A 26,300-nucleotide genomic window follows, 5' to 3' on the forward strand; every position below is an offset into this window, starting at 1 on the left:
CATTGGACAATATGCAATGGAATTTTCCACTAAGCCTACTCACAAGCCAACTTCGGAAAAAACATTGTATTTACTCCAATGGAAATGCTTATATACGCTTTAATTAGGCGATTCCATTGGATATTGTGCAACAGAATCTGACATCTAATCCTCTTACACAAAACAACCTCACTAACACCAAAACAAACTAAATATCACCCTAATAAACTCACAAATCAAAAACAAACTTCTTCTGTAGTTGACGGAATTCCTGAGTCAGCCGTAGCACGACCTTAAACGGATAATCGTTCCACTAATTGATGTGACTCAAGGACAAGGTCTCCACGGATGCTGCAGGCATTCGGATTGTTCAAGCTGTCCAGGAAATGCTGAACAACACCAGCAAAGCCCCTTCTTTCAAGCACCGTGTCCCAGCTGCCGAAGGATCGCACGCGTGGCGCGGCACCTTTTTCATAAAAGACTGCTGACTCAAGGTTCGTTACTTCTACCGATCGGCTGCTGCCGTGCAGCTCCACTTTTTCTAAATCAACACCGGCAAGTCTAACCATACTGTAATTGCCTAGGGAAGAGCCGAATGCCAATGTCCCTGATGCGTGGAGCAGTTTGCCCGCTTCATCGACTTGTTGGTGGTATGTACTCACTTCAAACGGGCCCTCTCCAAGCCATAGCAAAAGGTCCAGCATGTGAATCAGGTCATCATACAACGTCTCTTTGGCGCTATGACCTTGCTGCTTGATGCGGTGCTTAACGGCTGAACACCAATCAAAACCTCCAGCCTCCTGAAGCCATTGCTTAGCCTCCATATAGAGGGGAGCAAACCTGCGGTTAAACCCCGCTGCCAGCAAAACACCTTTTCGCTCCGCATAAGAAGCCATCTCGGTGGACTGCGCCCAATCGTAGGACAACGGTTTATCTACATAAACAGCAACACCCTGCTCTATACTTTTCATAGCTATATCGTAATGGGTAGATGTCGGACTATGGACGAAAACAGCATCCAGCCCTTGTGCAAGAAGCTCATCTAAGTTCGTTGTCCCGTAAGGAATGCGATACTTTGCCTTCATCCGTTCTACCGTCGCCTGGGTTGAGCTCATGATGCCTACGATATCCACCTGCTCGTTGACCGATAAAAGAGGCAGATACACTTTTTGTGCGATATCACCTAGACCAATTAATCCAATTCTTTTCTTCGTCACAATGCTTCACTCCTCATTTGTTTTCCCAGCACCATACGTCCAACCACCAGTGCAAGTACCAGTAAAACAGCGCCAATCACCGTAGAAACGCCATATATTTGCACCCACATCGGGGCATCCGTAATTAGAGCATATACTTTTCCGCCAAAAATAGGTCCCAAGAAAGCGGCAAAGCCAGTGATAGCCGAATAAGTGGCAATATACATCGGACGTTCGCTCTTCGGTGTATCGCCAATCGTAAACGTGAACACCATCTGATTAAACCCACCCAGCCCAACGCCAAGAACGATATGAACCGCATACAGAACAACAACGGCTGGAATGAAAGCAATCGCTCCCCATAATAAACAAGCTAGTGCAATGATCGGTAAGGACCACAGCAGCAAGGTTTGAGCCGAGTAACGCACATTCAGATTGCCCCATACGTAGTAACTGGCCATCATAACCACGGTGTGAACGACCGTAATTAACGAGACAGTTTCATAATTAATTTTCATCAGCTTGAGCATGACATATGAGAAGAGCGGCACGGTTACCCCTTGCACGAATAAAAACACAGCCAAAAAGAGAATCGCTTTAAGAAAAGCGCGATCCTTCAACGGCTTCCCAATCATCCCTACCGGATTCGATGCCGTAGATGGCTCGAAGGGCGGATTCGGATATAAACCGAAGGCTAGTATATTTAAGACCACACAAACGCTGCATATGATAAATAAATAGTTAAAGCCTTGTCCGCCTGGATATCGATCCAGAATTTGTCCGCCAATGAAAAGAGCCAGAGAACTTACCCCGCCTAATATCGTGTTGCGAAGTCCAAAATATCGCCCTCGAACCGGACCCGGCACCGCATCGCTAATCAGTGAGGTCCAAACGATTCCACCCGCGGCATTGCCAAGATGAGCAGCCGTATAAAGCACAATATACATCACAACCCACAGATCTTTGGGAAATAAAAAAGGGATCAAGCCCACAGAGGTCCAGAGCAATCGGTGTGAGGAAGCAAATATGAGCAGCATCCGTTTGCGGTTTCTGAATTTTTGCATGACCACAGCCATCCCAATTTGAATGATATTGACGACGGTTGTTATGGCCAACACCAAACCAATTTCGGTTGAAGTCGCTCCTAAATAAAGCAAATAACCCGTTAGAAACGGACCGCCAAGGAGCTGAAAGATAATAACCGCCGGGAACCCCTCCAATGTTGCGATTAGCAGACTTCTTCGGTAGGAGGATACTTTTTTTCTGGGTTTTCGTAAAAAAACCGCAATCTTCATCGCCATACTCGCCTCCTGATGTAATTCTTATGATGAATGACTGATCTTAAAGTTTACAAACTATAGGGCGCTTATGTTAAAATAGGACTGACTACCTAATCTACCATGTCAGGCGGGATCACCCAACTATTATGAAACCAAAACATTTTGGTCTTATCACAAGCTCATTACTCTTTTTGACTTTCATTGTACTCTCTCTCATGTTCCAGTCAACCATTTATTTGTATATCGCCAGCGTATGTCCGCTTCTCATTGTTCCTTTCCTTCCCGATATTCGATCCAGCCAGTTCATTAAGCCGAATCAAGCTAAAGGTGCTGTAAGATTGATTACAATGGAGAACATGGACAAGACGGATTCTGATTTTCTTGTTATCTTGTTTGAACCGGGGTATGTCAGATGGAAGCGTGGGAAACTCTTTTTCAACATGGATGATGTCATGAAAGATGTCTATATCAAGCCAGATCCCCTCGCCGCTACAATGACGGTGTTAAAATATGATCTTTTTCTACGTCGGAACAAGAAAAATTGGATCGGCATTTCCTTAACGCAGCTTGAACAGCGCACCGAGCATCTCTCTTATACGACAAATGAAATCAACCGTCTAGTCCTTCGGATTTCCGACGTGAACGAATTGCTTCAGAAGCCTGTTAATCAGCCAACTTCAGCTGGACAAAGTATCGGCGCCTAGAAAGATTAAAAAAATCACCCTGCCCTGAGTTATTACGCCATTCAACCTTCGTGGTTGGATGACGGTAACTCGATGGCTGGTGATTTTTTTGTGTTTGATGCTGGAGAACCTAGGTCTAGCTCATGATTGGTGTAGCTTTTGCAAGTAATGCTTCCCAATTAAGAGTCTCTAAAGGCTGCTATTTAGAGAAAATCGTATGGAATTCACTAAATAAGAGTCTTTAGAGACTTCTATCCTCATCAGATGATGCCGATTTCTTCCATTCTTCTGTAGATTAGAGCCTTTAGGGGCTTCTATTTGCTGCAAGCAAGCTTATTCGAGACAAATAAGAGCTCCTAAAGACTGCTATTTATATTCGTCCCCACACAGATAAGCAGCTAAAGTACGAACCATGACACCTGTTGCACCTTTAGGTTCGATGCCTTTGGCCGACCATAACCAAGCCGTGCCGCCTGTATCCAGATGGATCCAAGGCGTTCCTTCAGCGAAGTAGCCGATGAACAGTCCAGCTGTAATGGCTCCTGCCCAGCGGTCGGATGAAGTGGCATTCTTGATATCGGCGACATCGCTTTTCAGCATGGCGCGATATTCCGGGTAGTTTGGCAGCTGCCATACCTTTTCACCAGCCGCCGAAGCTGCTTGGAGCAGCGGTTTCAAAAACTCGTCATCGTTCGTAACAGCGCCAGTCGCTACATCAGCGAAACAGATTAAGATGGCTCCGGTTAGTGTCGCGACATCAATCAGACGATTCGCTCCCAGCTGCTTGGCGTAGGTCAAGCCATCGGCCAAAATAATGCGGCCTTCCGCATCGGTATTCAACACTTCCACGGAATGTCCGCTGAGCATTGTCACGATATCACCAGGACGATAGGCAGAGCCAGACGTCATGTTCTCTGCCGCGGGGATAACCACGACCAGGTTCACCTTCGGCTTCAGCCGACCGACGACATGCAGGGCACCGAGCAGTGTAGCGGCTCCGCCCATATCGCTGATCATTTCTTCCATGCCATCGGGCTTCTTCATCGAGATCCCGCCAGTATCGAAGGTCACACCCTTGCCGACGAGGCCCAGCACGTCGGCGGAGTCTGGATCACCCTTATACTGCAGGGTGATCATGCGCGGAGGGTTGACGCTGCCTGCGCCAACCGCGGTAAGACCGCCCATCCCGCGGGCGGCAATCTCGTGCTCGTCCAGCACTTCGCAGGCGAAGCCGTAGTGCTGGGCGAGCCGAACGGCTTCCTCTGCGATGGAAGCCGGAATGAGCTTATTGCCCGGGAGGTTCGTGAGATCCCGGGCATAGTTCGTGCCCTCCGCAACCGCCTCAGCGGCTGCGATCGCCCCCTCCAGAAGCGCTGCATCCGCAGCCGCTTCTGTGAGCAGTACAGCCTGGCGCAGCTCCGCGCGCGCAGGCTCATTCTTGCGGTACGCCGCGATGCGGTACGTACCGAGGAGCAGCCCTTCGGTCAGCGCCGAGGCGGTCTACCGGCTGTCGAACCCGCTTGGCAGCTTCAGCGCCAAGCGTTCGAAGTGCAGCGCGAGCGCCTTGCGCGCTGCGAACACCGCGGCTGCGCGCAGCGTATCGCTTGACGCTGCGGGGCCGAGCCCCGCAACGAACACGTACGCGTACGGCAGCAGCCCGTGGGTCGGCAGCGCCTCGAGCTCGCCTGAGGCGCCAGTGAATAGGCCCTTTGCGCGCATGCGCTCAAGGGCCTGATCGAGCTGCGGTAGTCCCAGGACAGCGTCCTGACGCAGCTCAGCTTCACTTAGGCAGACAAGGATTGCGTCTGCCCCCGTTTCATTATCCATCAACGACGTAAATACGCCCGTCGTTACATCCGTAATTTTATCAAACATAAATACTTCTCCTTACCTTCAAGTAATTTCTGTAATTTCTGTAGTTTCCGTAGTTTCTGTTTCTATTTCTGTTTCTGTAGTATCTATAATTTCTATCGTTCTCTCAAATCAATAAAAAGATGCGGCCTTCTGCACCACCGACTGCATCGGCAGCTGGTAAGGGCACTTCTCTTCGCAAAGCGGTTTCTCTTTGCATGGATAATGGTCTGCACAGCCTATTATTCTATCCTTTTGTCTTTGGAAAAATCCGTCACCCTTCGGCAGCAACCCGAATTTCTCTCTAAATCTACTTGCAATCATCACATCCGGAATTGAGATTTCGAGCGGGCAAGAACAATAATTGCAGCGTCTGCAATCATGTTGACCCAGTTCTAACGCCAATTGCTCCAGTTCCTGGCGCTCCTCGGCTCCGACTTCCTGCTCCTGAGCAGCCAAGTTTTCTTGCACTTCCTTGACACTCACCATCCCAGAAATCGTCACATGCACGTCTTGACTGTACGGATAGCGGATGGCACGATCAACCGGTTGAATAAACCCGCCGGACAAAGGCTTCATCGCCACTTTCATTAAATCCATCTCAGTCGCTTTTGGGATCAGCTCATCCAGTGCAAACGGCTGTGCCAAATTGAGATGAAACAAAATCTGCGAAAATTGCCCTTTGGCGATCCATTTCGTAAGTAAATCCGGGCGATGTCCGGAAATGCCGATAAATCGCACTTTCCCTTCCCGCTGAGCCTCAAGAGCAGCTTCATAGGCGCCGCCAATATCCATTGCTTTCTTAAACTCACTCACATAGTTCACGTAGTGAATTTGCAGTAAATCTACATGGTCTGTTTTCATACGAACCAAGCTTCGCTCAATCTCTGCTTTCGCCGTCTCGTAATCACGTGCCCCTGTCTTCGTCGCTAGAAAATACTCTTGTCTGCGATGGGAAATGCACTCGCCGATAATTTCCTCGCTGTTCCGGTAGGCTGCTGCCGTATCGATATAATTAATGCCGTGATCCAAGGCGTAATTCAATGCTTCTCTTGCCTGCTCTAGAGGTACACCTGGAAGATTCATAGCACCAAATCCAAGTGATGAAACGTTGTAGCCGGATTTACCGAAAGTCGAATATCTCAAGCCAAAATCTCCTTCCAACTAAGAAAATCAATCATAATTGCGCTTGCAACTATTGTAATACAACTCGGTCCTAGTTTCCATGAAGCAGGAAAATGTAAACGCTGTCACGATATTCAATGATAGAAATCTGTAGTTGAACGGCTATAAATGTGTTGACAATGAAACTGATAATCATTATCATTACAAACAGATTCATGATTTTGATAATCATTCTCAGTTATGGAAGGGGTCATTATGCGTAAATTATTGTTACAAATTCATCTTTGGATAAGTTTAGTACTAGGCTTATTCATTGTTGTCATCTGTACGACAGGCAGTCTGCTTGTCATCGAAAATGATGTAGAGAAATGGATGCATCCACAACTTTATCAGCCTACATCGGGTCATGCCCTATTACAAGATGTTCAGTATAGTACGGAGCAAGCTTTTCCAGGGTTCAAAATGGATCGAATCGAGCTTTCGACAGAGGATGGTCTTTATCAGGTGAGACTATCCAAGGACGTGAATGGCAAAGTATCTACTCAAAATGTTTACGTTGATCCAGGTTCCGCCCATGTACTTGGGCCTGTAGGACCTAATCGAAATGTCTTCTTTACGAAGGTTCTGCAAATACATCGTTATCTACTTGCCCAGGATGTACTTGGCAAAGCTAATGCTTCCATTGTCGTCGGCTTCATGGGTATCGGTCTCATCATCATTCTAGTCACTGGTGCTTATCTATGGTGGCCTGGCCTTCGCAAATTCGCTCTTGGCTTCCGAATTATTCGAAACAAAGGTAAGCTTGCCCTCAATTTAGGACTACATAAAACAGTTGGTATCATAACCATTCCTTTCCTTCTCGTCTTCGCTCTTACAGGTACGGCATATCAACTTGATAAATATGTGCTTGGATGGTTCGGATTGTCGACCAAAATCGAAGCAGCTGCCTCTTGGAGCAAAACAACAAAGATGAACGGTTCACCGCTTTCTCTTGACACCATCGTTCAAAAAGCGCAAGAACGTTTTCCTAACCACAAGCTGGTCCGAGTTCAACTGCCCACAAAGCCTGATCAAACTTATCAGTTAGCGATGAAAGAAGGGTATAGTCCGAGTGGTACCAGCAATGTTACCGTCTATGAAGACCCTTATACAGCTGAAATTTTGGGTAAAACCAACCCGAATGCTCCAATGGCATTTTACAGTGCTTGGAAAAGGGGCTTGCATTTCGCAGCATGGGGCGGTACACCCGTAAGAATCGGAAGCTTCCTGATGGGCATGATGCCCTTGTTCCTCATGATTACCGGCTTGGTCATTTGGCAATTCAAAGCTAAAGCTCGCCGCAGAAGTAGAAGCTCTTCCCGCATCAAGGAATCTCCTCCAACAACCATGGTTCCATCGATGAGCTCTGCCGAATAAAACATACACAAACACCCTAGACAAGTCTTCACATATAAGTGAAGTATGCCTAGGGTGTTTATCTGAGGTTTTATGTATAGTTCTAAGTTGTTTATGTGCTTAATCTATTCTATTAACTTCTACTAATCCCTATTATCATCGTGACTGTTTGAATATTTGTTCCGATCACTCCAGCTCCAAGGGAAAAAGGTGCTTCTATCATTTTCTGATTTTGGTTTCTGCGTTTGCTTGTCAGATGGCTTATCCGTCGGTTTGCTTGAGCTGCTTGGCTTACTGGAAAGCTTTACAGTAGGCTTTGGCGTTTCTCGAGGTTTTGAGGATGATTCTTTCTTTGAATCATCCTCATTGCCATCACCTGAGCGGTTCGGCTTTGGCGTTGGTTTGTTGTCATTATTACGATCATTGCCGTTTTTATTGTCGTTCTTATTATCGTTCTTGTTGTCGCTCTTGTTATCGTTCTTATTATCGTTCTTATCATTTTTATTATTATTGTCGTTCCTGTTGTCGTTCCTGTCATTTTTCGGAGTAGGTGTCGGTGTTGGTTTCACCGTAGCCTTGCCATTATTGCCATTCTTACTATTGTTATTTTTATCGTTCTTATCGTTGTTCTTGTCTTTGGCCGATTTCTCTTCTTGAATTTGCTGAATCTTCTCGCTGAGCTTTCCGGATTTTTCATCTTCGATTAGCCTTTGCAGAGACGATTTATCGATCGGCTTATCCGGTTTTACCAATTTATCAATTCCGCCGTTATCCTTCGCGAGTTGATGAATCGACACTGTCTTGATGTCGTCGAGAGATACTTTCGCACCATTGTCTACCGCATTCAAATATATCGCGTACTTCCCGGCTGATACACCGTTGGCCTTCGCCTCTTGTCTTACTTCTTGCGGGGCGGCGAACGCGGTCACTTCATAATTCTTAACTTGATCCGGATGCGATTGCTCTATATGCTTATTAACCTGAGCTTTCAGCTTCGTAGCAATGGCTTGATCATCCACATCCGTTTTTTGTCCAACAATCGTAGAGCTGATGATGATATCTCCTTCACCTCTAGCAAGCGCTCCCTGCTCGGCTTTGTCTAAAATATCGGATGTGACAGCTTCTAATGACTTCCCCTTATAGACTAACGTTTTAATTAAGTCATTGCCATCTGAATTTAATCCAGTTAAATCCTGAACAATTTCATCATTATCAATTCCTATTTCAACACTAGGATTGATATCTATGGTTACGTAGGCAACCACTTGGCCTCCTGGTGCGGTCCCAGTCAACGTTGATACCAAGACAAAACATAGTACAATTGCGGCCGCCAGTCCCGATGCAATAGCCATTTGCGGTACACGCATTCGCCGCTTCACAGGCGCGTACAGTATCTCTTCCCCAACTTCACAATTCCGCGTTCCCCTCGGAAGCTTATCGAACCGACCCTCTGGATTCATGACAATAATGGAGCTGTCGCTTATTTCCATTACGATTCCCTTGTTCATGCGCTGCTCTTCCTTTCTTTATGCTTTCCTCATTCTCGAATATGCAAATAATCTCGCAAGTAAGGGTAGGGTCCGTTAAAAATGAGAGCTATCGCAATCAAATACTTACGGTTTCTCTCCAAAGTTTTTCTGGAAACCTGAACTTGCTCCAGCAGCTCTTTAATCGGCAGCTGCCGTTTCGTCAGAAGAGTACGCATAAGCTCTGCATCCTGTGCTAGCGTGCGGCCGATACCGAACAGCATTTGCCGGGAATCGTCGTGTTTAGGGGATGCTTCTGTCAATTCAGAGAAATCGATATCAAAATCACTTAAACATCGGCTAAAATCCATAATTTCACTTCGCCGCTCTTCAAGTCCCTTTTGCTTTTCATAAGCTTCGATAGCTTGATGAACCTCAATTGGATTGAGTAGGTTATCTTCATCATCTTCTTGATCGAACGAGCTATAAGGAATCTGACCTTTGAAACGCTGTTCTTTGCGTAAGAAATCAATTAATCTTCTCCGTATGACCGTTTCTGCAAAGCCTAGGAAAGACCTTCCCATAACGGAAGAATATTGATTAATCGCTTCATTAAACGCTGCTAATGCGATACTAAATTCGTCATCTCGTGCAGGGTCGATATATCGCTTGCAAAACCTACTTGTAACTTTAGCCACATAAGGCTGGTAGTCAGCAATAAATTGGTTCCTAAGTCGTAGGTCTCCTGCTTGTATTTGATGTATGGTTACCTCAAGGGAAGAGGCATGCGGTTCACTTTGTCCCTGAGATTCCTTCTTTCCAAGGAACTTTTTGAATAGTACCAGTAGCACCGTTCCACCTCACAGTATAGTAGTTTCGTCCCTATGTATAACAATTCGGGGGGTACAATTATATGCAATCAGAAATAAAAAGTAAATTTATTATACCATAGATGTCCAATTGGACACCTAATGGCAAATTAAACCTAATGCAAGGTTTCATTTTAACCTTGAATCCTTTACAATTAAAGGTATGGGAGGTGTTTCATTTGGAACCCGGCAATCACTTTGGCAAGTTTCTCGAGACGTTACGAGGTAAATTGTCCTTGCGGAAAGTTGCAAGTAAAAGCGGCTTGTCTCATGCCTATATTAGGGATCTAGAGCTCGGACGTAATCGTACCACGAATGATGTCATCAAGCCATCCCCTGACACCTTGAGAAAGCTATCACAAGCATACCAATATCCTTACACCGATTTACTAATAAAAGCAGGATATTTAGAAGAAGCCTCGTCTTCGGAAGCTTCTTTTCAAATCCGTCTAGATCATGTCTGGTACGTTGAGTTTGGTATCAAATCGATTCAATATGTTTCACCTGATGGCATCATGGAAGAGAATGTAGAATCTCTTGTGGCGTTTACGAGTTTCATAGAAGCATTAACGGATCACCAATTTGTGAAATTGGACATGCATCTATTCGTTAATCTGAACAAAATAAAAAAGTATGCCCCCTTAGAAGGCAAACTTTATTTTAATGATTATGAAGAAGGTCCTAGTGTCACCATCGCCGCTTTGCCGCAAAAGAAATATCACCAGACTCTTCTTGAGTATGAAGCTCGCAATACAGGACTTGTTGTGGAAGCTGAACCTGGTTCCCGTCCATCATCTTTGAAAGCCAAGTTCCTTACCTAGCATGACATAGATGAAGAGAACCGTTGCCATACTTAACATTTGGATCGGCATCAGCGCGCTTAACACGCTATCCGGATAGGAATGACGGTATGTAATTCCTATAATAACAACAACGATGAAGAGATAGAAGCCTGCATTTTCCCGAGTCAGCGGTATTCTCGTATAATTTGAGAGAAAAGTAAATCCGAGACCGAAGCTTATGAATGACGAGAAGAACGCCGCATTTCGTCATAACGGTTAAAAGTAATATCAAATTAGTCGTTAACGAATCATCTTTGATATCTGTATACACAGCAAGATCGGTTATATCACAACAAAAGAGTACAATCGTTGATACAATGACCGATAGAATATACCCGGATAATGCTATGATTAAAGTCGGTACTAGACTAAATTTCCAAACGATCATAAGCAGCGTACAAATAATACAAACGTATAATAAAGGCCAATTATCGAAATAGGCGACCATCGTTCCTGCGAGTGCAGCGAGCGTTATTTGTATCCAATATGGTTTCACTCTTTGTCTGAATAGCAGCAATGCAAACAAAATCATAGGAACAAAATCAATACAGGTTAGGATAAATTTCACCCATGTAAACAAATACACGTTCCCTCATTTCTATGCCTGCTCTTAAGCAGCCTACCTATTAGAATCCACACTTAGAACTATACAAGATAACCGTTCTTTTGCCTTCAAAGTGGACTAAGTTGGCTGTTTCTGAGCATAAGGTGACAGGATGCAAAGGGCCATGGGTGAGAGGATTGGAGTGGGATGAACGTATGGGACACCGTTTCACAGTGGCCATCGTGGAAGATAACTATTGGGCAGGCAAATTACTCGAAAGTTATTGCCAACAATGCGGATTGAAAGTCATCTCTATCATTTCGGAAGGCGAGCAGCTCATACAAGTATACGATCAGCTTCAGCCAGACATTATGCTAGTGGATATAGGATTGGAAGGGAATTTAGATGGCATCACGATGGTTCAATCTTTGCGAAGCGCTGGCTATCAGCAGAAAGTCATTATGGTTAGCGGAACGACGAATATTGACCATGTTTTGACGAGTTTTCATGATCTAGGATCCCTCTACTTTCTGTCCAAGCCAGTGATGCTGCCGAGGTTTCAAGCGGCTATTCGGAAGGCCATTGCGGAGATACAGCTAGAACGCAGTCAATTGATAGAAGCACCGAAGCCAAGAACGACAACATGGATTACTGTCAAAAATCAAAAGTCAGAGCTGCCTATATCCGAAGACTCCATCCTCTTCATTGAGAAGGAAGATAAGCGTTTGACCAGAATCCATCTCATGAATGGAGCACATATGGAATCCAGCACGAATTTAACAGATATCCTGGCACAGAGCTCCCCTCATATGTTCAGTCCTTTCAAAGGTTTTCTGGTCAATTTGCGACACGTGGTATCGTATGTGAAGGAAAGTGGATTCCCTACTTCGAGAAGATTTCTAATTCATTTGAACCATACACCTGTTAAGGTTCCACTAAGCAGGAATTTACAAAAGGATTTTGCGAAGCTTCTGCAGGATCTTCAATAAGCACCGAGTACTTACCCTACTAGAGTTAGGGGTGTATCTAACAAAAAAAGAAGACGATATGGGCACGTTTTACCGTGACCCTACCGTCTTCTTTTTTATCGAATCTAACTGACACTCAAAAACACCAAAATAGCGCTCCTACATTCCGCGTACCAGCTCCGTATCGGTATGATCGCTGAAATAGCGACTTCTCGTTCCCCCGCGAGCCTAACTAGACTAGATTAGTGTAGCAGCCTAAGTATGCTTGGAGGTTTTTTTGTTTTTCAATTTATCACGGCGCACACTCAGCATTTTCAATCGTTTCTTAAGCTGATCTTCCCATTCATTATCGCCAATCGATTTCGCAACCCCAAGCAGATCAAGGGCCATATCAATTTGACAGCGTACTATATCTAAGGGCTCTTCACCCTCATGGTTGACACAATTATCATGCAATAGATGATCCTTACCATCTACATATTCCGTAAAATCCACCTCAGGAGCACCGTCTCCGTGCGCATACTCCGCTAGTATCTCGTATTCATTCTCCACCAGATAATGAACTTCAATGCGGTGACAAACCGGGCAAAAAAGAATAGGTACATTGTGAATTTGTGTGCGAATGTGCTTCAAGGTACCTTTCGTTCCAATCATACTGGCTCCACAACAAAAACTCATGGATATCCCTCCCTTAGAGCTTTCCGTAAGGAAAGCTTGCATCGTAAGCATAAACTTTTTAACCCGGATTAGTCCAATATATTCGTCAGAAAAGTGTGAAATTCCTTTTTTTTAGGACAGTTAGATTTTAGCAATCTACGCATATTTTTCTTTGGAAAAGCGCATGCTTTTACAGTGAAAAGGTTGTAAATTGCATTGGAAAAGAGGAATTCACCTTGAAGGCATTACCTATCGCAGGGTTCGAGGTTCCCGATCGATATAACAAGGACATACTCCATCTTATGATCGTGGATGCTCATTCGCTCTATGTATATTGGGAAATCAGCGATAGGCGGAAATGGCTTGTTTCTCAGCATTTTGAATGCGGCTATGAGTCAATGCCCAAAGTGATACGTTTGTACGATGTGACCAGCCTATATTTCAATGGCAGTAATGCACATGGATTCTGGGATGTAACAATGACGTCTGAAGCTAACAATTGGTATCTTCACCATTTAGGTGCAGGCCGTACTTACCTTGTAGATATTGGTACTTACACTTGGGAGCGCGAGTTCATTCCTCTGCTTCGTTCCAATTGTGTCGTTACACCTAAGGATGCCGAAACCAAATGGGGAGAATCGGTGCAAAAGGTTGTACCAGAAGCCGAAGCGGAGCGAATTTACAATCGAATCAAGCCATATTTTTTTGAAAATATACAAGCCTATTCTCCCTATGTGAGGTGACGTTATCTCTTGATCAATCGCATCAAACCGAAGCCAGAGCTCAAGGGATATTTTATTCTCGTGCTGCATGCTCACCTTCCCTATATTCGTCATCAGAATCATCAGAATCAGAATCAGAACAACAACTTGGAAGAACAATGGTTCTACGAAGCCATGACAGAAACGTATTTACCCCTAATTGAAGTCATGAATCGTCTGACTAGTGATAAGATAGATTTCCGCTTAACCTTCTCCATAACCCCGACTATCTTGTCCCTGTTCAGCAATCCATGCTTGCAAGACAACTATCACGCTTACCTTAGTAGGCTAATTGGGCTAGCAGATAAGGAACTGGCGCGGTTACAAAAAAATCCTTCTCTTCTTCCTCTGGCGGCACATTATGCAGATCGATTCCGTGAGCTTCTTACGCTATATGAAAACTGCAAGGGAAATGTCATTGCAGCATTCAAACACTTTCAAGATTTAGGTCGTATTGAAATTGTTACATCGGCCGCTACGCATGGATTTCTTCCGCTAATGAAAACAGAAGAAGCAATAAAAGCACAGATAATGACCGCTGTTCGGGATTATGAACGTTATTTCGATCAAAAGCCACGCGGCATCTGGTTACCTGAATGTGGCTATACGCCTGGTATTGACCGCATTTTGAAGCAGGCTGGGATTCACTATTATTTCACTGATTCCACGGCTATCGCTTTCGCTTCACCGCCGCCCGCTCGAGAATTGTCTGCCCCGCTCATGACCCCCTATGGAGTCACTGCCTTTCCTCTAGAACCGGAATCCACCCATCAAGTATGGAATGCCGAGAACGGCTACTCAGGAGACTTCAACTACCGTGAATACTACAGTGACTTCGGGCAGGACACGGGGCTTAAATATTATCGCAACACAGGCAAAGGCAGCCACAAGGAGCCTTATCAACCAGATCTGGCTTTAAAAAAAGCTGCTGAACATGCCTATCATTTCCTGACAAATCGTCAAAAGCAAGCTGCTCATTGGGAGCGCTGGTTGGATCGCAAGCCCCTCATCGTATCCCCCTATGATGCGGAGCTTTTTGGACATTGGTGGTATGAGGGTCCGCACTTTCTTGAGCAGCTCTGTCGCAACATGTTTCTCGATCAGCAAACAATTAAAATGATTACACCTAGTGAATATCTTGAGGAATATCCAATAGCTGCTGTCGGCAATTTGAACGAATCTAGTTGGGGCCGTAACCACTCCTCCGAAATATGGCTGCAGGGACGTAACGACTGGGTTTATCGTCATCTGCATCAAGCCGAAGAACGTATGATCGAGCTGGCAACAAGACATGAGCATCTCTCTCGCCACGGTAAATTAAGCGCCAGCGTTCTGAAACGAGCTTTGAATCAAGCTGCAAGAGAATTCATGCTAGCTCAGAGCAGTGATTGGGCGTTCATGATGGATGCACAGAGTGACGTCGATCTTGCCATTCGCCGAACGAAGGATCATCTAGGCTGTTTCCACCATCTCTGCGATCAAGTAGACCTGGAACAGGTTGACGAAGATCATCTTGCCTATTTAGAAGAGAAAGACAACTGCTTTCCAGCTATCCAATTTCAAGATTACGTATGCATACAGCGGCTTTCCCCTATCCCTATTCTTCCAAATTTGAAGGAATGGGAAACCGTACTGGAGGAAACCCAGCACCGTCCGAATGTCTTCATGTTGACTTGGGAATACCCGCCCAAACATGTCGGCGGCTTATCAAGAGCAGTCCATGAGCTATCGGAAGCACTTGTCGATCGCGATGAAATCGTGCATATCATCACAACTTCCTACGATGGTGCGCCTTGTTTCGAGAAGATGAATGGCGTTTACGTACATAGGCTCCCTGTCAACCATTCCGGTGATACTCACTTTTACCACTGGACGTTCGAGATGAATCTTGCCATGACCGATCATCTTGTCAGATGGAAAGAAAACGGCGGGCGAATCGACCTTTTGCATGCACATGATTGGATGGTTGCTCATACGGCAAGAGAAATAAAGATCAGCTACGACATCCCTTTAGTAGCCACAATTCATGCAACAGAATGGGGACGTAATCAAGGAAATCTACATTCCGACTTGCAGCGCAAGATTCATCATTTGGAGTGGCAGCTGACTTACGAGGCTAACCGTGTCTTTGTGTGCAGCTCCTATATGAAAGAGGAAGTAGGGCGTATCTTTAATCTTCCTTTAGATAAAGTGAGTGTACATCCGAATGGCATTCGGACCCCAAAACCAAACACAAAGGCATTGAATCGACCTGATTTCGTAGCAAAACAAGATAAGGTCATTTTCTTCATTGGAAGACTTGTTTATGAAAAAGGCATTCAAATTTTGCTGGAAGCCCTGCCGAAAATCATGTCACAAGTCCCGCAGGCTAAGCTTATTATCGCTGGCTCTGGACCTATGGAAAGTGAGCTGCGCGCCCAGGCTGCCATTTTTGGAGATCGCGTCTTGTTTACCGGCTTTGTGGATGATGCTTATCGCACACAGCTTTATCAATCTACGGATGTTTGTGTCATTCCGAGCTTGTATGAGCCTTTCGGTATCGTTGCGCTGGAAGCCATGGCTAACCGTAAACCTCTGGTCCTCTCCGATACAGGCGGTTTAGCTGAAATTATCAGGCATGGTGTGGACGGCTACAAAGCTCTCCCAGGTCATGTCGATTCATTAGCTTGGCACATTACGGATATGATGCTGCAGCCAAAGCATGCCGCCAAGATGGCCGATAGCGCCTACCAACTGCTGCAACAGCACTACCAATGGAGCCATATCGCTCAAAATATCCAAAATGAGTACCAGCAGCTTACCCACTATCAATCTGTCATTCAGGTTATAGCAACGATTTAACGTTAGTCACTAGCAACCAGATATTCAGGTCAATGTTACAAGCTTGAGCCTTTGCCACTCATGAATGGGAGGGAACTAGATGACGCTATTTCTGTCAAAATGCTCATTTTCTTTCTTTGAGGGAACGACGATTCGCTATTTAGCCCAAATAAGGGGAAATTAGCTCTATTTATACGAAATAGCGGCACGTCGTTCCTCAAGGCATAGCATTATGGGGGAAAACATCCAAATAGCGGATTGACGTTCCCTTTGCTAGCAACAATTACGGGAAACCGCCTCTAGATTAAAGAACAGTCGATTGGCGGTCTGTTGGTTTACTGCTTTTGATCCAAATACCAAGCCAGTTTTCTTACGAAAACTCTAAAGTTAATGCTTACGATGCCAGTTTTGCAAAAGCAAAACTCTAAGGAGGTACCACAATGAAGGCTGTCATTATGGCCGGAGGCAAAGGAACGCGTCTTCGTCCCCTTACTTGTCATCTCCCCAAGCCCATGGTGCCTCTTCTCGGTAGGCCCTGCATGGCCTATATCATTGAACTGCTCCAAAATCACGGCATTCAGGACATTGCTGTCACTATGCAATATAAACCTGATGTGATACGCGACTATTTTGGCAATGGGCAAGGTTTTGGCGTCAATCTTCATTACTTTGAAGAGACAAGTCCCTTAGGCACAGCTGGGAGTGTCAAACATGCGCACGAGTTTCTGGACGATACTTTTATTGTGATCAGCGGGGATGCATTAACGGATTTCGATTTGAAGCATGCACTTGCTTTTCATAAAGAAAAGCAAGCCAAAGCTACGTTAATCCTGACTCGTGTCAGCCATCCTTTGGAATATGGTGTTGTGATCACCAATGAAGACGGGCAAATTACTCGCTTTCTGGAAAAACCAAGCTGGGGTGAAGTGTTCAGCGACACGGTAAATACAGGTATTTATATTTTGGAGCCTGAGATGCTAGACCGCATACCGCTGGGGCAAGAATTTGATTTCAGCCAGCAGTTTTTCCCTGCCTTGCTCGAAGAAAACCACGGGCTCTATGGATATATCAGCTCCGGCTATTGGACGGATATCGGCAACCTGCAGCAGTATCGTCAAACCCAGTTTGACATGCTCGATGGGAAAGTGAAGCTCGACATACACGGAACACAGATCCGCCCCGGCGTCTACATCGCAGATGATGTAGAGACAAGTGCTACCGCTCGTGTGATCGGACCTGCTTTCATTGGGAAAGGGAGCAAGCTGGAAGACGAAGTGGAGATAGGCGAATACTGTATCATTGGGCAAAATAATCGACTCTCCAAAGGAAGCAGATTAACGCGAAGCGTACTGTGGGATCACAACCATATTGCTGAGCACAACGAATTGGCCGGTTCCACACTGACGAGCCGGATTATATGCAAAGAGGCATCCTATTTGGGGGATGGCTCCGTTGTCGGCAACCATGTGGTCATCGGTGCGAAAAGCCGCATTGAATCCAACGTGAAAATTTGGCCACATAAACAAATTCGTGATAAGACCCGGCTTCATACCTCCTATATTTGGGGAGATCATGCAACCAAAACGTTATTCAAGACTAGCGGTGTCAGCGGTATTCCTAATCTCGATTTAACACCGGAATTAGTCGCTAAATTCGCTACAGCATACGGAGCAACCTTAGCCCCGGGCAAAACGCTCATGGTAAGCTGTGCTCCCCATACGTTCACTCGTTTATTAAAGCGTACTCTGACGGCTAGCCTGCAGTCCGTTGGAACACATGTCATTGATTTGGGAGATTGCTTTGCCCCTGCATCTACCTTTGCTATTCGTCATTTGGGTGCTGCGGGTGGAATCCATCTCGAATGGTCCGGCAAAGAGAACGATGTCTGCAGTCTGATCTGTTTGGACGCTGAAGGACTGCCTATTCCGAAATCAGCTGAGCGTAAAGTGGAAAACAGCTTTTGGCAAGAAGATTATGGACGGGCTTCTATGAAGCAGATTGGCAGCTACAAAGAGGAAGTACACTGGCTGCAAACTTATATACATGCTTTGGCCCAAGAAATCGCATATGAACGGGATTCTCTCTCTTTATCCCCTCTTCGCGTCGTCATTGAAGCGAGTTCTTGGCTGCAGCCTTTCATTGTTCCATTTTTCGAAAAACTGGGGCTTGAAGCTATCCATGTTACATCTACAAGTAGGCAGGATCCGCTTCACGTCTTTATCCCGCTATCTAGTGCGAGTCTCGGTTTACGTGTCCACGATGATGGACGAAAAATGCAGTTACTAACGGAAAAAGGCGAGCTTGTAGACAGCGATTTACAAACCGTTTTCCTCTATCTTTGTTACCTGCACAGCCGTCCAGGAGCAACCATTGGGGCTCCCGTCAGTGCACCCCAGCTTCTAGAAAGCATGGCCGAGGGGCTTGGCGGGAAGATCGTTCGCACCAAGGAATGGTCACGAGCCATCATGGAAGCTACACAAGAAGCGAGGATACATCCCTTGTTCGATTCTCTCTTTGCCATTGGCCTGGTGATTCTCCATTTGGAAAGGACCGGCATTCCGCTCTCGGATCTGCTCGCCTTGTTTCCTAGCTTTCATCTTCTTCGTGAACGTGTTGATTGTCCTTGGAATTCCAAAGGGGAGGTTATGCGGAGCATGATGGAGCGGACGAAAGATGTACCTGTTGATCTGATCGATGGAATTAAGTTTTATCATGAGAATGGGTCTGTCCTGCTGCTGCCTGATGCCGATGATCCTGTCTTTCAGCTCGTAGCGCAATCGGCGGATCCTGAGCATGCTGAGGGGCTTGTACATTCCTATCGCGGACACATTCTAAACGCCCTTGGGTATGCATAATTATGTAGAGATATATCCGATACGTGGATTCCGAAGTCCTATGATGAAGGAGAGAGCGGCGTGAATATGATTCCAAGCGTTTCTAGACAAATTGCTTTCGTGCAGTATGACGATCAATCCTCCAGCATGACCGTACAATATCATACCGGTTTCAAAGCATCTTATACCAATGTAAAACAGGACGAATACCTCTTGATCTTTTCTTCGGTGAATCGGTACGATTCCTTAATGAGACTTACGGAAAACCGGTACATGGAAGGGCAAAATCCAACCAAGTAATGGATATACATGTGATCTCCCCCTTTGATATAAGGTGGAGATTTTTCGTTTGTACGGTGCATATGCTACAATGTTGCTCAAGATCCTTACAGTTTATTTCCATTAACTACCTGAGAAAAGGTGAGTCCGATACCTACCCAAGCTCTCTCTGTTGATCCAATGGATCGGGATACACTTTACTTGCTTATCCAGTCCCCGACTGTTCTTTTTGCCTACTGGCAGCTCTCTAGCAGAAAAATGAGCATGATACAGGAACATTTCGATAAAGACTGGAAAGCGCTTCAGCCTACATTGCGATTTTATCATGTAACCAATCTACCTATTGATAGCTGCCAAGCTGAGAGCATCTCAGAACTTCATCTCCCCCCAGGAGAATCATGCTTTCTGAGCGGGTTTAACCCAGGTCAAAGTTACTTCGCGGATCTTGGCATTGTGAATGAACAGGGGCAGTTTCTCCCGCTTCTGCGTTCCAATACGATTCAGACTCCCCCTATAGATACAAATCAAGCATTTCCTTCTCAACAAATAACGAATGATCAACTACATACATACCGGCCTATTGCCGTTTCCTTTCAGCTAATAACGCCTGAAGCTAATGAGCATTTCTCTGCCTATTCGGTCTATTCACCGAAGAACGCATACTCAGCAGATACGGAATCTGGAGGCGATACTGATTGAGTACAAACCCTAACGCCAGCGCGAACACCAACTCTCATGCAGAAGGTTTCGTTGCCTTGCTTTTGCATGCCCATATCCCTTATGTGCGTCACGAGGAGGAGAACATCACCCTTGAAGAGCGATGGTTCTTCGAAGCCGTTGTGGATAGTTATCTTCCATTGATCGACATGATGGAGCGGCTTCTCGAAGATGAAGTACCCTTCCAACTCACATTGTCATTGTCCCCAACGCTGCTTGCCATGCTCGAGGATTCACGCTTAAAACAGAGGCTTCGCAGACATTTGGCATCGCTGTGTGAACTGGCTCAGCGAGAAGTAATACGTCTCTGGGGCCATGCCGACTTCGGCCCTACGGCGAAGCTCTATGCCGACCAGTATCATCGGCTGACGGCTTTGTACGATCGCCTTCGGGGCGATCTGATAGGTAAGTTCCGCAGCCTAAGAAGCACAGGCTGCTTAGAAATAATCACGTGCGCCGCGACACATGCGTTCTTGCCGCTAGTCAAGAACGACGCCGCGCTGCGCGCACAGCTCGAAGCCGCCGTAACGGAATTCCGGCGGCATTTTGGGTCCGCTCCGGGTGGCATCTGGCTGCCGGAGTGCGGCTATACGCCTGCGGTGGAGCCTCACCTGCAAGCACTTGGCCTTCGCTACTTCGTAGTGGACGCTCATGCGCACGCGCAGGCTGTAATAGCGCCGCAGGAGGGTGAGGCGAAAGCAAAGGTGAAGAGCGCAGCGGGGACACCGCTGCGCTCGCCGAGCGGCGCCTGCGCTTTTGCTCGGGACCTCGAAGCCGGCGCTGGGGTATGGAGCGCCGAAGTCGGGTACCCGAGCGACGTCAACTATCGCGAATACTATCGCGATATCGGCTATGACCTCGGCCAAGACGGCGGGGCCGAGTGGGAGTACTTGAAGCCCTATGTGCTGCCGGACGGCGCACGCATCCATACGGGCTTCAAGTACTATAGCGTCACCGGCGCAGCCGCAGGTGACGCCAAAGCGCCCTACCACCCGGCGCGGGCCGCTCAGAAAGCTCAGCAGGATGCTGAGCATTTCGTCGCCAGCCGGGTGGCGCAGCTGCGCCGCCTCGCTGAGGAGCGCGAGGCGTTAGCTCTCGCCGCCGGCGACCGCGAAGCGCGGCCGGCGGAACCGCCGGTCATCGTATGTCCATACGATGCCGAGCTGTTCGGGCACTGGTGGTACGAAGGCCACCAGTGGCTTGAGGCTGTGCTGCGCGGGCTCGCTGCCGCGCGCAGCCTTGAGGGCGTAGTCGTGGATACGACTACGTTAGGCGGCTACGCCGCCGCCCATGCGCCGACCACGGAAGCTTCGCTTCCTGTGTCGAGCTGGGGCCGAGGCGGCTACGCCGAGGTCTGGCTGCAGCCGCGCAGCCAGTGGGTACATCCGCAGCTGCACGCGGCGGAGGATCGGATGGTGCTTGCTGCGCAGAAGCACCTGAACCCCGAGCTGCTCACGAAGATGCAGCAGCGTGCACTGAACCAAGCCGCTAGAGAGCTTATGCTCGCGCAAAGCAGCGACTGGACCTTCATCCTAGATGCGGAAACGGTAACTGCCTATGCGGCTAACCGCATAGAAACGCATTTATCCCATTTTCATAAATTACTTAACGGGCTAGAAACAGCAGCTTCCGACAAAGAGCTTTCCGAAATCGTGATTTCCTTAGAACGGAGATCCCCTTTTCTACCGGAGCTCCATTACCGTCTTTTCCAAACTAGCCCTTCCATAAGTTTGAATAGTCCTTTGAATAGCTCTTTGAATTACTCTTTGAATTACTCTTTGAATAGTCCTTTGAATAGCTCTTTGGATAGTACTTCATTAAAATTCTCACCCAATGCCAAGTCCACACCTCTGAGAATTCTCATGCTCGCATGGGAATATCCGCCGCGTGTCATCGGCGGTCTCGCCAGAGCCGTTTGCGACTTATCTAAGCATCTGGCTGCCTACGGCCATGAAGTTCATGTCATTACGTGTCTTGCTCAAGATTGTCTCCCCTATGAACAGTCTAATGGGGTGCATATTCACCGTGTAGAGGTACTCCAGTCTACTGGTGCCATTCACTTCTTGGATTGGGTATTTCAAATGAATATGGCTTTCACCGATGCCATCCACCGCCTAACTTTGCAAGGCATGCAATTCGATATCATTCATGCTCATGATTGGCTTGTCTTTTATGCAGCCAAAGAATCCAAAAATGCGCTTCAACTCCCGCTTCTTGCAACGATCCATGCCACCGAGTATGGCCGAAATCAAGGGAAGCTGGATACCCCGGTGCAGCAACGGATCCATGCCTTAGAAAATAAGCTAGCCGACGAAGCTGATCAGCTCGTTGTCTGCAGCCTTTATATGCAGCAAGAGGTCATTCGCCTATTTCATGTACCTATCCATAAAATTACACATATACCTAATGGTGTTATTCCTTTTCGCACAACAGCTGTATCTATCGAACATGTTAATCCGCTTCTTTCAAAAGCTCTTTTTAGCGGTGCTCATCAGAATCGAACGATTGCTTTCCTCGGGAGGCTTGTTTATGAAAAGGGCGTGCATATTCTCCTAACTGCCATGCGGCTTGTGCTCAAACGTTACCCCGATGCCAAGCTGATTATCGCGGGTACAGGACCTGAGCTTGAAGCATTAGAGAGATTAGCTGCTCCGTTAGGTGACCGGATCAGCTTTACAGGATTCCTAGATGAGGCCGACAAAAGTCAGCTTTTGCTTTCCGCAGAGCTTTGTGTCATTCCAAGTCTCTATGAGCCGTTTGGTCTTGTAGCCTTGGAAGCAATGGCAAGCGGTACACCACTCATCGTATCTGATACAGGAGGTCTTGCTGAGATTGTCGATCATGGCATTAACGGCTGCAAAGTATCCCCGGGGGATGCAAACGCACTCGCTTTTCAGATTGCCCAATTTTTTGAAAAGCCTGACGACGCAACCGAACTCGCTGCGGCCGCTTTGAGCAAAGTCAGCGAGACCTTTCATTGGGACCAAATCAGCACGTTGACAACAGAAACTTACGAAAAATTGATTCTCCTTCACCCACAGAGGTCAGGTATATTCCCCAACCAGAAGGAAATAATGAAATAATATGGATAACTATGCCAGTTTGTAAGCGTGACCAGTGGGAATTTTCAGAATTTTTTCAAACAATCATTGATTCCTTGGTAATAATTAGGTAACCTATTGGCAAGCCCTGTGCTAACTATGTCCTAGTCACTAGCGAAAGAGGACGCGATATCCCAAGCTGGATACCTCAAGGACGGGTTCTGAATCGCGCGATCAAACAAACGAGTGGGGAAGTGATTTTATTGCCTAGACATCTGGTCATCGGAAACGGAAAATTTCTTATTAACCTCGATCAGCATTCCTACATGCGAGATCTGTATTATCCTTTCGTAGGCCAGCTTAACCATATTGGCGGTTATCAATGCCGTGTTGGTATATGGGTGGATGGTTCCTTCGCCTGGCTGAATGCCCCTGAATGGCAATTTAAACTTGCCTATGTCGAGGATTCGCTCGTCACCGAAGTGACAGCTACGCATCCCGGTCTTGGTGTCACTCTGCTCATGAATGACGGGGTTCATCAGCGCGAGGATATTTACCTCAAACGTATCCAAATTACGAATCACAATAGTACCGTTCGCGAAGTACGGATGTTCTTCAATCAAGATTTGCTCATTAATGAGACCGAAGTTGGAGATACAGCCGCTTACTATCCAGCGAATAATACGGTATTCCATTATAAGAAAGACCGATATTTTATGTTTAACGGCAGTACAGGAACCGAAGGCATTTATCAATACTCTACAGGTGTCAAAAGGTTTTATAATGCCGAGGGGACTTGGCGCGATGCGGAAGATGGGCATCTGATGGGCAATGCCATTGCTCAAGGCTCTGTCGATAGCACCATTTCTTTCCGACTCTTCGTACCGCCGAGCGCCAATCAAACGCTTTACTATTGGATGGGTGCAGGCAAAACGCTGGAGGAAGTCAAGAAGCTCGATGCCTATGTGAAAGACAGCCACCCCGGTAAACTCCTTGACCGTGTAACCGTGTACTGGCAAAGATGGGCAAACAAAATTGAACGCGATTACGGCGATCTGCCGCTCGAAGTTCAACGGCTTTTCAAACAAAGTCTGCTGCTTGTCAGGACCCAAACGGATGTAAACGGTGCGATCATCGCTGCGAACGATTCCGATATTATGCAAAGCAACCGCGATCATTACAGTTACATGTGGCCTCGTGACGGTGCTTTAATTGCTTATTCGATGTCCATGGCTGGTTACCAAGGTATGATTATTCCTTTCTTTAACTTCTGTGCGAACGTGCTGTCACCCGAAGGTTACTTGCATCATAAATACAATCCGGACGGCACCGTAGGCTCCAGTTGGCATCCATACATTCATTCCGGACGGGTACAGCTTCCTATTCAAGAGGATGAAACTGCCCTTGTGTTATTTGCCCTTTGGCAGGATTTTCAGAAAAATGGAAGCCTAGAGTTTGCTCAATCCCTCTATCGCAATCTCATTCGCAGAGCGGCCAGATTCATGTCCACCTACATTGATCAGGAATTGAACTTGCCGAAGCCAAGTTATGATCTGTGGGAAGAGCGTTACGGTATATTTACGTTTACAGCTTCAGCGGTTTATGGCGGACTTATTGCCGCTTCCAACTTCAGCAACCTGTTCGGAGATGAAGAGCGAAGCAATCGTTACAAGCATACAGCCGAGAAAATCAAATCTGGCATTCTCAAGCATCTATGGGACGAAGAAGAACAACGATTCGTTCGCGGCTTGTACATGGAAGATGGCGAATGGGTCAAGGATATGACGCTCGAAAGCTCCGTTTACGGCATCTTTGAATTCGGAGTACTGCCTGCTGACGATGACCGTGTAGTGAGCACGATGAAAGCCAACAAGGCTGGACTCATGATCAAAACCGATGTCGGGGGCTCCGCTCGTTATCATCACGACTATTACTTCCAACGCTCCACGGATATTGAAAACGTGCCAGGCAACCCATGGATCATCTGTACATTGTGGATTGCCGAATGGGAAATCGAGTACGCCAAGTCACTGGCGGATCTCGAAGCACCGCGTCAAACGCTTGAATGGGTCGTCAAACACGCAATGGAAAGCGGCGTTCTGTCGGAACAATTAGACCCTTTCACAGGTGAACCGGTATCCGTTGCTCCACTTACTTGGTCACATGCTACTTATGTGCTGACCGTCGTGAAATACTTGAACAAGTACAAACAGCTTGCCAAGTGAACTAAGCTTTAACGTATTCTACCTCCCATGGATTTGAACACTTGTTCATTCCGGGAGGTTTTTTCATTTCATTTTGTGCGCAAAATCTCCTCGTGTTCTCAATTGACATTTCTTTTTCCATTATGTTACACTTTTATTGTACTGACCAGTCAGTTTTAACTTGAGTGTTGAAAGGCGGATCTCCTTGAGTAAAGAGAAAATTATCCAAACAGCGGTTGAAGTATTTTCAGAAAACGGTTACCATCGGGCGAGTATGGATGAAATTGCCTTGAGAGCAAATGTCGCCAAAGGTACGCTGTACTATCACTTTCCAGGAAAAGCCCAATTGTTTAAGACGCTTGTTAAGGATGGTTTTCAGGAGATTATTGATAAAGTTCAGGCGGATCTTAAAGCCAATCTTACTTTGGAAGAACAAATCAAAAGGATCATCAGGCACAATCTCGATCTGTTTTTGGAATCAAGCAATTTAGCGCATATCGTTTTCAATGAGCTATCTAACGGCATCGATCAGGAAGTGCTGGAAGAACTGAAGAAACTAAGGATTGACTACATTCATTTTCTTGCCAGCGTCTTGGAAGAAGGAAAGCTCGAAGGCGTGCTTCGCGATGTTAACTGCAATTTGGCCGCGGCGGGGATCGTTGGGATGCTCGACAGCGCATGTAATTATTTTTTGAACAACAAGCATGAAGGGTCTCGTGATCAGATTGAACAATTCTTTTATACGATCATTACGTCAGGTTTGTTTTTGACTAGCGGTGAGTAACCGCC

General features: G+C 46.5%; 20 protein-coding genes. 12 read left to right on the plus strand and 8 right to left on the minus strand.

The genetic code is table 11. The annotated features are described in order from the left end of the window. Positions 1 to 272 precede the first annotated feature (272 nt). Both ACBP55_RS32090 and ACBP55_RS32095 read right to left on the minus strand, forming a co-directional pair. Positions 273 to 1,196, minus strand: a complete 924-nt coding sequence (locus ACBP55_RS32090; protein WP_464647494.1) for a Gfo/Idh/MocA family protein — start codon at positions 1,194 to 1,196, stop codon at positions 273 to 275. Beyond that, positions 1,193 to 2,476 carry an MFS transporter gene (locus tag ACBP55_RS32095; RefSeq protein WP_464647496.1) on the minus strand — a complete coding sequence of 428 codons (1,284 nt, stop codon included), beginning with the start codon at positions 2,474 to 2,476 and terminating at the stop codon, positions 1,193 to 1,195. Before ACBP55_RS32095 ends, ACBP55_RS32090 begins: the two co-directional genes overlap by 4 nt. 125 nt (positions 2,477 to 2,601) lie before the next feature. On the opposite strand from ACBP55_RS32095, the gene ACBP55_RS32100 reads away from it, so the two are divergent. Continuing rightward, positions 2,602 to 3,159, plus strand: a complete 558-nt coding sequence (locus tag ACBP55_RS32100; RefSeq protein ID WP_464647498.1) for a hypothetical protein — start codon at positions 2,602 to 2,604, stop codon at positions 3,157 to 3,159. Positions 3,160 to 3,504: 345 nt separating this feature from the next. On the opposite strand, the gene ACBP55_RS32105 is transcribed toward ACBP55_RS32100, so the two are convergent. The 3 genes from ACBP55_RS32105 to ACBP55_RS32115 all read right to left on the minus strand — a co-directional run bounded on the left by ACBP55_RS32105 (position 3,505) and on the right by ACBP55_RS32115 (position 6,135). Further along, a complete protein-coding gene (locus tag ACBP55_RS32105; protein ID WP_464653494.1) occupies positions 3,505 to 4,626 on the minus strand; it encodes a leucyl aminopeptidase in 1,122 nt (373 codons plus the stop codon). A gap of 12 nt (positions 4,627 to 4,638) precedes the next feature. Beyond that, positions 4,639 to 5,013 (minus strand): M17 family peptidase N-terminal domain-containing protein, encoded by a 375-nt coding sequence (locus ACBP55_RS32110; protein WP_464647500.1) that lies wholly within the window; start codon positions 5,011 to 5,013, stop codon positions 4,639 to 4,641. 108 nt (positions 5,014 to 5,121) lie between these two features. Continuing rightward, on the minus strand, positions 5,122 to 6,135 hold the full coding sequence (locus ACBP55_RS32115; RefSeq protein WP_464647502.1) for an aldo/keto reductase: 1,014 nt from the start codon (positions 6,133 to 6,135) through the stop codon (positions 5,122 to 5,124). A 234-nt stretch (positions 6,136 to 6,369) separates the two neighbouring features. Between ACBP55_RS32115 and ACBP55_RS32120 the strand changes: the two genes are divergently transcribed. Beyond that, positions 6,370 to 7,530, plus strand: coding sequence for a PepSY-associated TM helix domain-containing protein (locus ACBP55_RS32120; protein WP_464647504.1), 1,161 nt, complete (start codon positions 6,370 to 6,372; stop codon positions 7,528 to 7,530). Between the two features lie 122 nt (positions 7,531 to 7,652). Here ACBP55_RS32120 and ACBP55_RS32125 read toward each other — a convergent pair whose 3' ends face one another. Together ACBP55_RS32125 and sigI are read right to left on the minus strand one after the other, a co-directional pair. Continuing rightward, positions 7,653 to 9,017 carry an anti-sigma factor domain-containing protein gene (locus ACBP55_RS32125; protein WP_464647506.1) on the minus strand — a complete coding sequence of 455 codons (1,365 nt, stop codon included), beginning with the start codon at positions 9,015 to 9,017 and terminating at the stop codon, positions 7,653 to 7,655. Between the two features lie 29 nt (positions 9,018 to 9,046). After that, complete coding sequence (gene sigI / locus ACBP55_RS32130; RefSeq protein WP_464647508.1) at positions 9,047 to 9,826, minus strand: RNA polymerase sigma factor SigI; 780 nt, start codon at positions 9,824 to 9,826, stop codon at positions 9,047 to 9,049. Between the two features lie 197 nt (positions 9,827 to 10,023). Between sigI and ACBP55_RS32135 the strand changes: the two genes are divergently transcribed. Then, positions 10,024 to 10,665 (plus strand): helix-turn-helix domain-containing protein, encoded by a 642-nt coding sequence (locus ACBP55_RS32135; RefSeq protein ID WP_464647510.1) that lies wholly within the window; start codon positions 10,024 to 10,026, stop codon positions 10,663 to 10,665. A 708-nt stretch (positions 10,666 to 11,373) separates the two neighbouring features. Continuing rightward, positions 11,374 to 12,219, plus strand: coding sequence for a LytR/AlgR family response regulator transcription factor (locus ACBP55_RS32140; protein ID WP_464647511.1), 846 nt, complete (start codon positions 11,374 to 11,376; stop codon positions 12,217 to 12,219). A 234-nt stretch (positions 12,220 to 12,453) separates the two neighbouring features. Here the strand turns inward: ACBP55_RS32140 and ACBP55_RS32145 are convergent, their stop codons facing one another. Next, positions 12,454 to 12,876 carry a hypothetical protein gene (locus ACBP55_RS32145; protein WP_047680975.1) on the minus strand — a complete coding sequence of 141 codons (423 nt, stop codon included), beginning with the start codon at positions 12,874 to 12,876 and terminating at the stop codon, positions 12,454 to 12,456. A 215-nt stretch (positions 12,877 to 13,091) separates the two neighbouring features. Between ACBP55_RS32145 and ACBP55_RS32150 the strand changes: the two genes are divergently transcribed. From ACBP55_RS32150 to ACBP55_RS32185, 8 genes are all read left to right on the plus strand, one after another. Next, positions 13,092 to 13,598 (plus strand): DUF4912 domain-containing protein, encoded by a 507-nt coding sequence (locus ACBP55_RS32150; RefSeq protein WP_464647513.1) that lies wholly within the window; start codon positions 13,092 to 13,094, stop codon positions 13,596 to 13,598. A gap of 9 nt (positions 13,599 to 13,607) precedes the next feature. Continuing rightward, positions 13,608 to 16,457, plus strand: a complete 2,850-nt coding sequence (locus ACBP55_RS32155; RefSeq protein ID WP_464647515.1) for a 1,4-alpha-glucan branching protein domain-containing protein — start codon at positions 13,608 to 13,610, stop codon at positions 16,455 to 16,457. A 419-nt stretch (positions 16,458 to 16,876) separates the two neighbouring features. After that, positions 16,877 to 19,291 carry a sugar phosphate nucleotidyltransferase gene (locus ACBP55_RS32160; protein WP_464647517.1) on the plus strand — a complete coding sequence of 805 codons (2,415 nt, stop codon included), beginning with the start codon at positions 16,877 to 16,879 and terminating at the stop codon, positions 19,289 to 19,291. Positions 19,292 to 19,357: 66 nt separating this feature from the next. After that, positions 19,358 to 19,570 (plus strand): hypothetical protein, encoded by a 213-nt coding sequence (locus ACBP55_RS32165; RefSeq protein ID WP_052228876.1) that lies wholly within the window; start codon positions 19,358 to 19,360, stop codon positions 19,568 to 19,570. Positions 19,571 to 19,729: 159 nt separating this feature from the next. After that, a complete protein-coding gene (locus ACBP55_RS32170) occupies positions 19,730 to 20,248 on the plus strand; it encodes a DUF4912 domain-containing protein (RefSeq protein ID WP_464653496.1) in 519 nt (172 codons plus the stop codon). Continuing rightward, a complete protein-coding gene (locus ACBP55_RS32175) occupies positions 20,245 to 23,349 on the plus strand; it encodes a 1,4-alpha-glucan branching protein domain-containing protein (protein WP_464647519.1) in 3,105 nt (1,034 codons plus the stop codon). Before ACBP55_RS32170 ends, ACBP55_RS32175 begins: the two co-directional genes overlap by 4 nt. A 221-nt stretch (positions 23,350 to 23,570) precedes the next feature. Next, on the plus strand, positions 23,571 to 25,532 hold the full coding sequence (locus ACBP55_RS32180) for a glycoside hydrolase family 15 protein (protein WP_268616945.1): 1,962 nt from the start codon (positions 23,571 to 23,573) through the stop codon (positions 25,530 to 25,532). 184 nt (positions 25,533 to 25,716) lie between these two features. Beyond that, positions 25,717 to 26,295, plus strand: a complete 579-nt coding sequence (locus tag ACBP55_RS32185) for a TetR/AcrR family transcriptional regulator (RefSeq protein ID WP_464647521.1) — start codon at positions 25,717 to 25,719, stop codon at positions 26,293 to 26,295. The last annotated feature ends 5 nt before the right edge of the window (positions 26,296 to 26,300 follow it).

The organism is Paenibacillus sp. WG02, from assembly GCF_055396115.1.

What these genes read in the sequence shown, in the direction of transcription:
- ACBP55_RS32160 (WP_464647517.1), top strand. Translation starts at nt 16,877, where the DNA reads ATGAAGGCTGTCATTATGGCCGGAGGCAAAGGAACGCGTCTTCGTCCC.
- ACBP55_RS32145 (WP_047680975.1), bottom strand. Translation starts at nt 12,876, where the DNA reads ATGAGTTTTTGTTGTGGAGCCAGTATGATTGGAACGAAAGGTACCTTG.
- ACBP55_RS32170 (WP_464653496.1), top strand. Translation starts at nt 19,730, where the DNA reads ATGGATCGGGATACACTTTACTTGCTTATCCAGTCCCCGACTGTTCTT.
- ACBP55_RS32165 (WP_052228876.1), top strand. Translation starts at nt 19,358, where the DNA reads ATGATTCCAAGCGTTTCTAGACAAATTGCTTTCGTGCAGTATGACGAT.
- ACBP55_RS32100 (WP_464647498.1), top strand. Translation starts at nt 2,602, where the DNA reads ATGAAACCAAAACATTTTGGTCTTATCACAAGCTCATTACTCTTTTTG.
- ACBP55_RS32120 (WP_464647504.1), top strand. Translation starts at nt 6,370, where the DNA reads ATGCGTAAATTATTGTTACAAATTCATCTTTGGATAAGTTTAGTACTA.
- ACBP55_RS32110 (WP_464647500.1), bottom strand. Translation starts at nt 5,013, where the DNA reads ATGTTTGATAAAATTACGGATGTAACGACGGGCGTATTTACGTCGTTG.
- ACBP55_RS32095 (WP_464647496.1), bottom strand. Translation starts at nt 2,476, where the DNA reads ATGGCGATGAAGATTGCGGTTTTTTTACGAAAACCCAGAAAAAAAGTA.
- ACBP55_RS32125 (WP_464647506.1), bottom strand. Translation starts at nt 9,017, where the DNA reads ATGAACAAGGGAATCGTAATGGAAATAAGCGACAGCTCCATTATTGTC.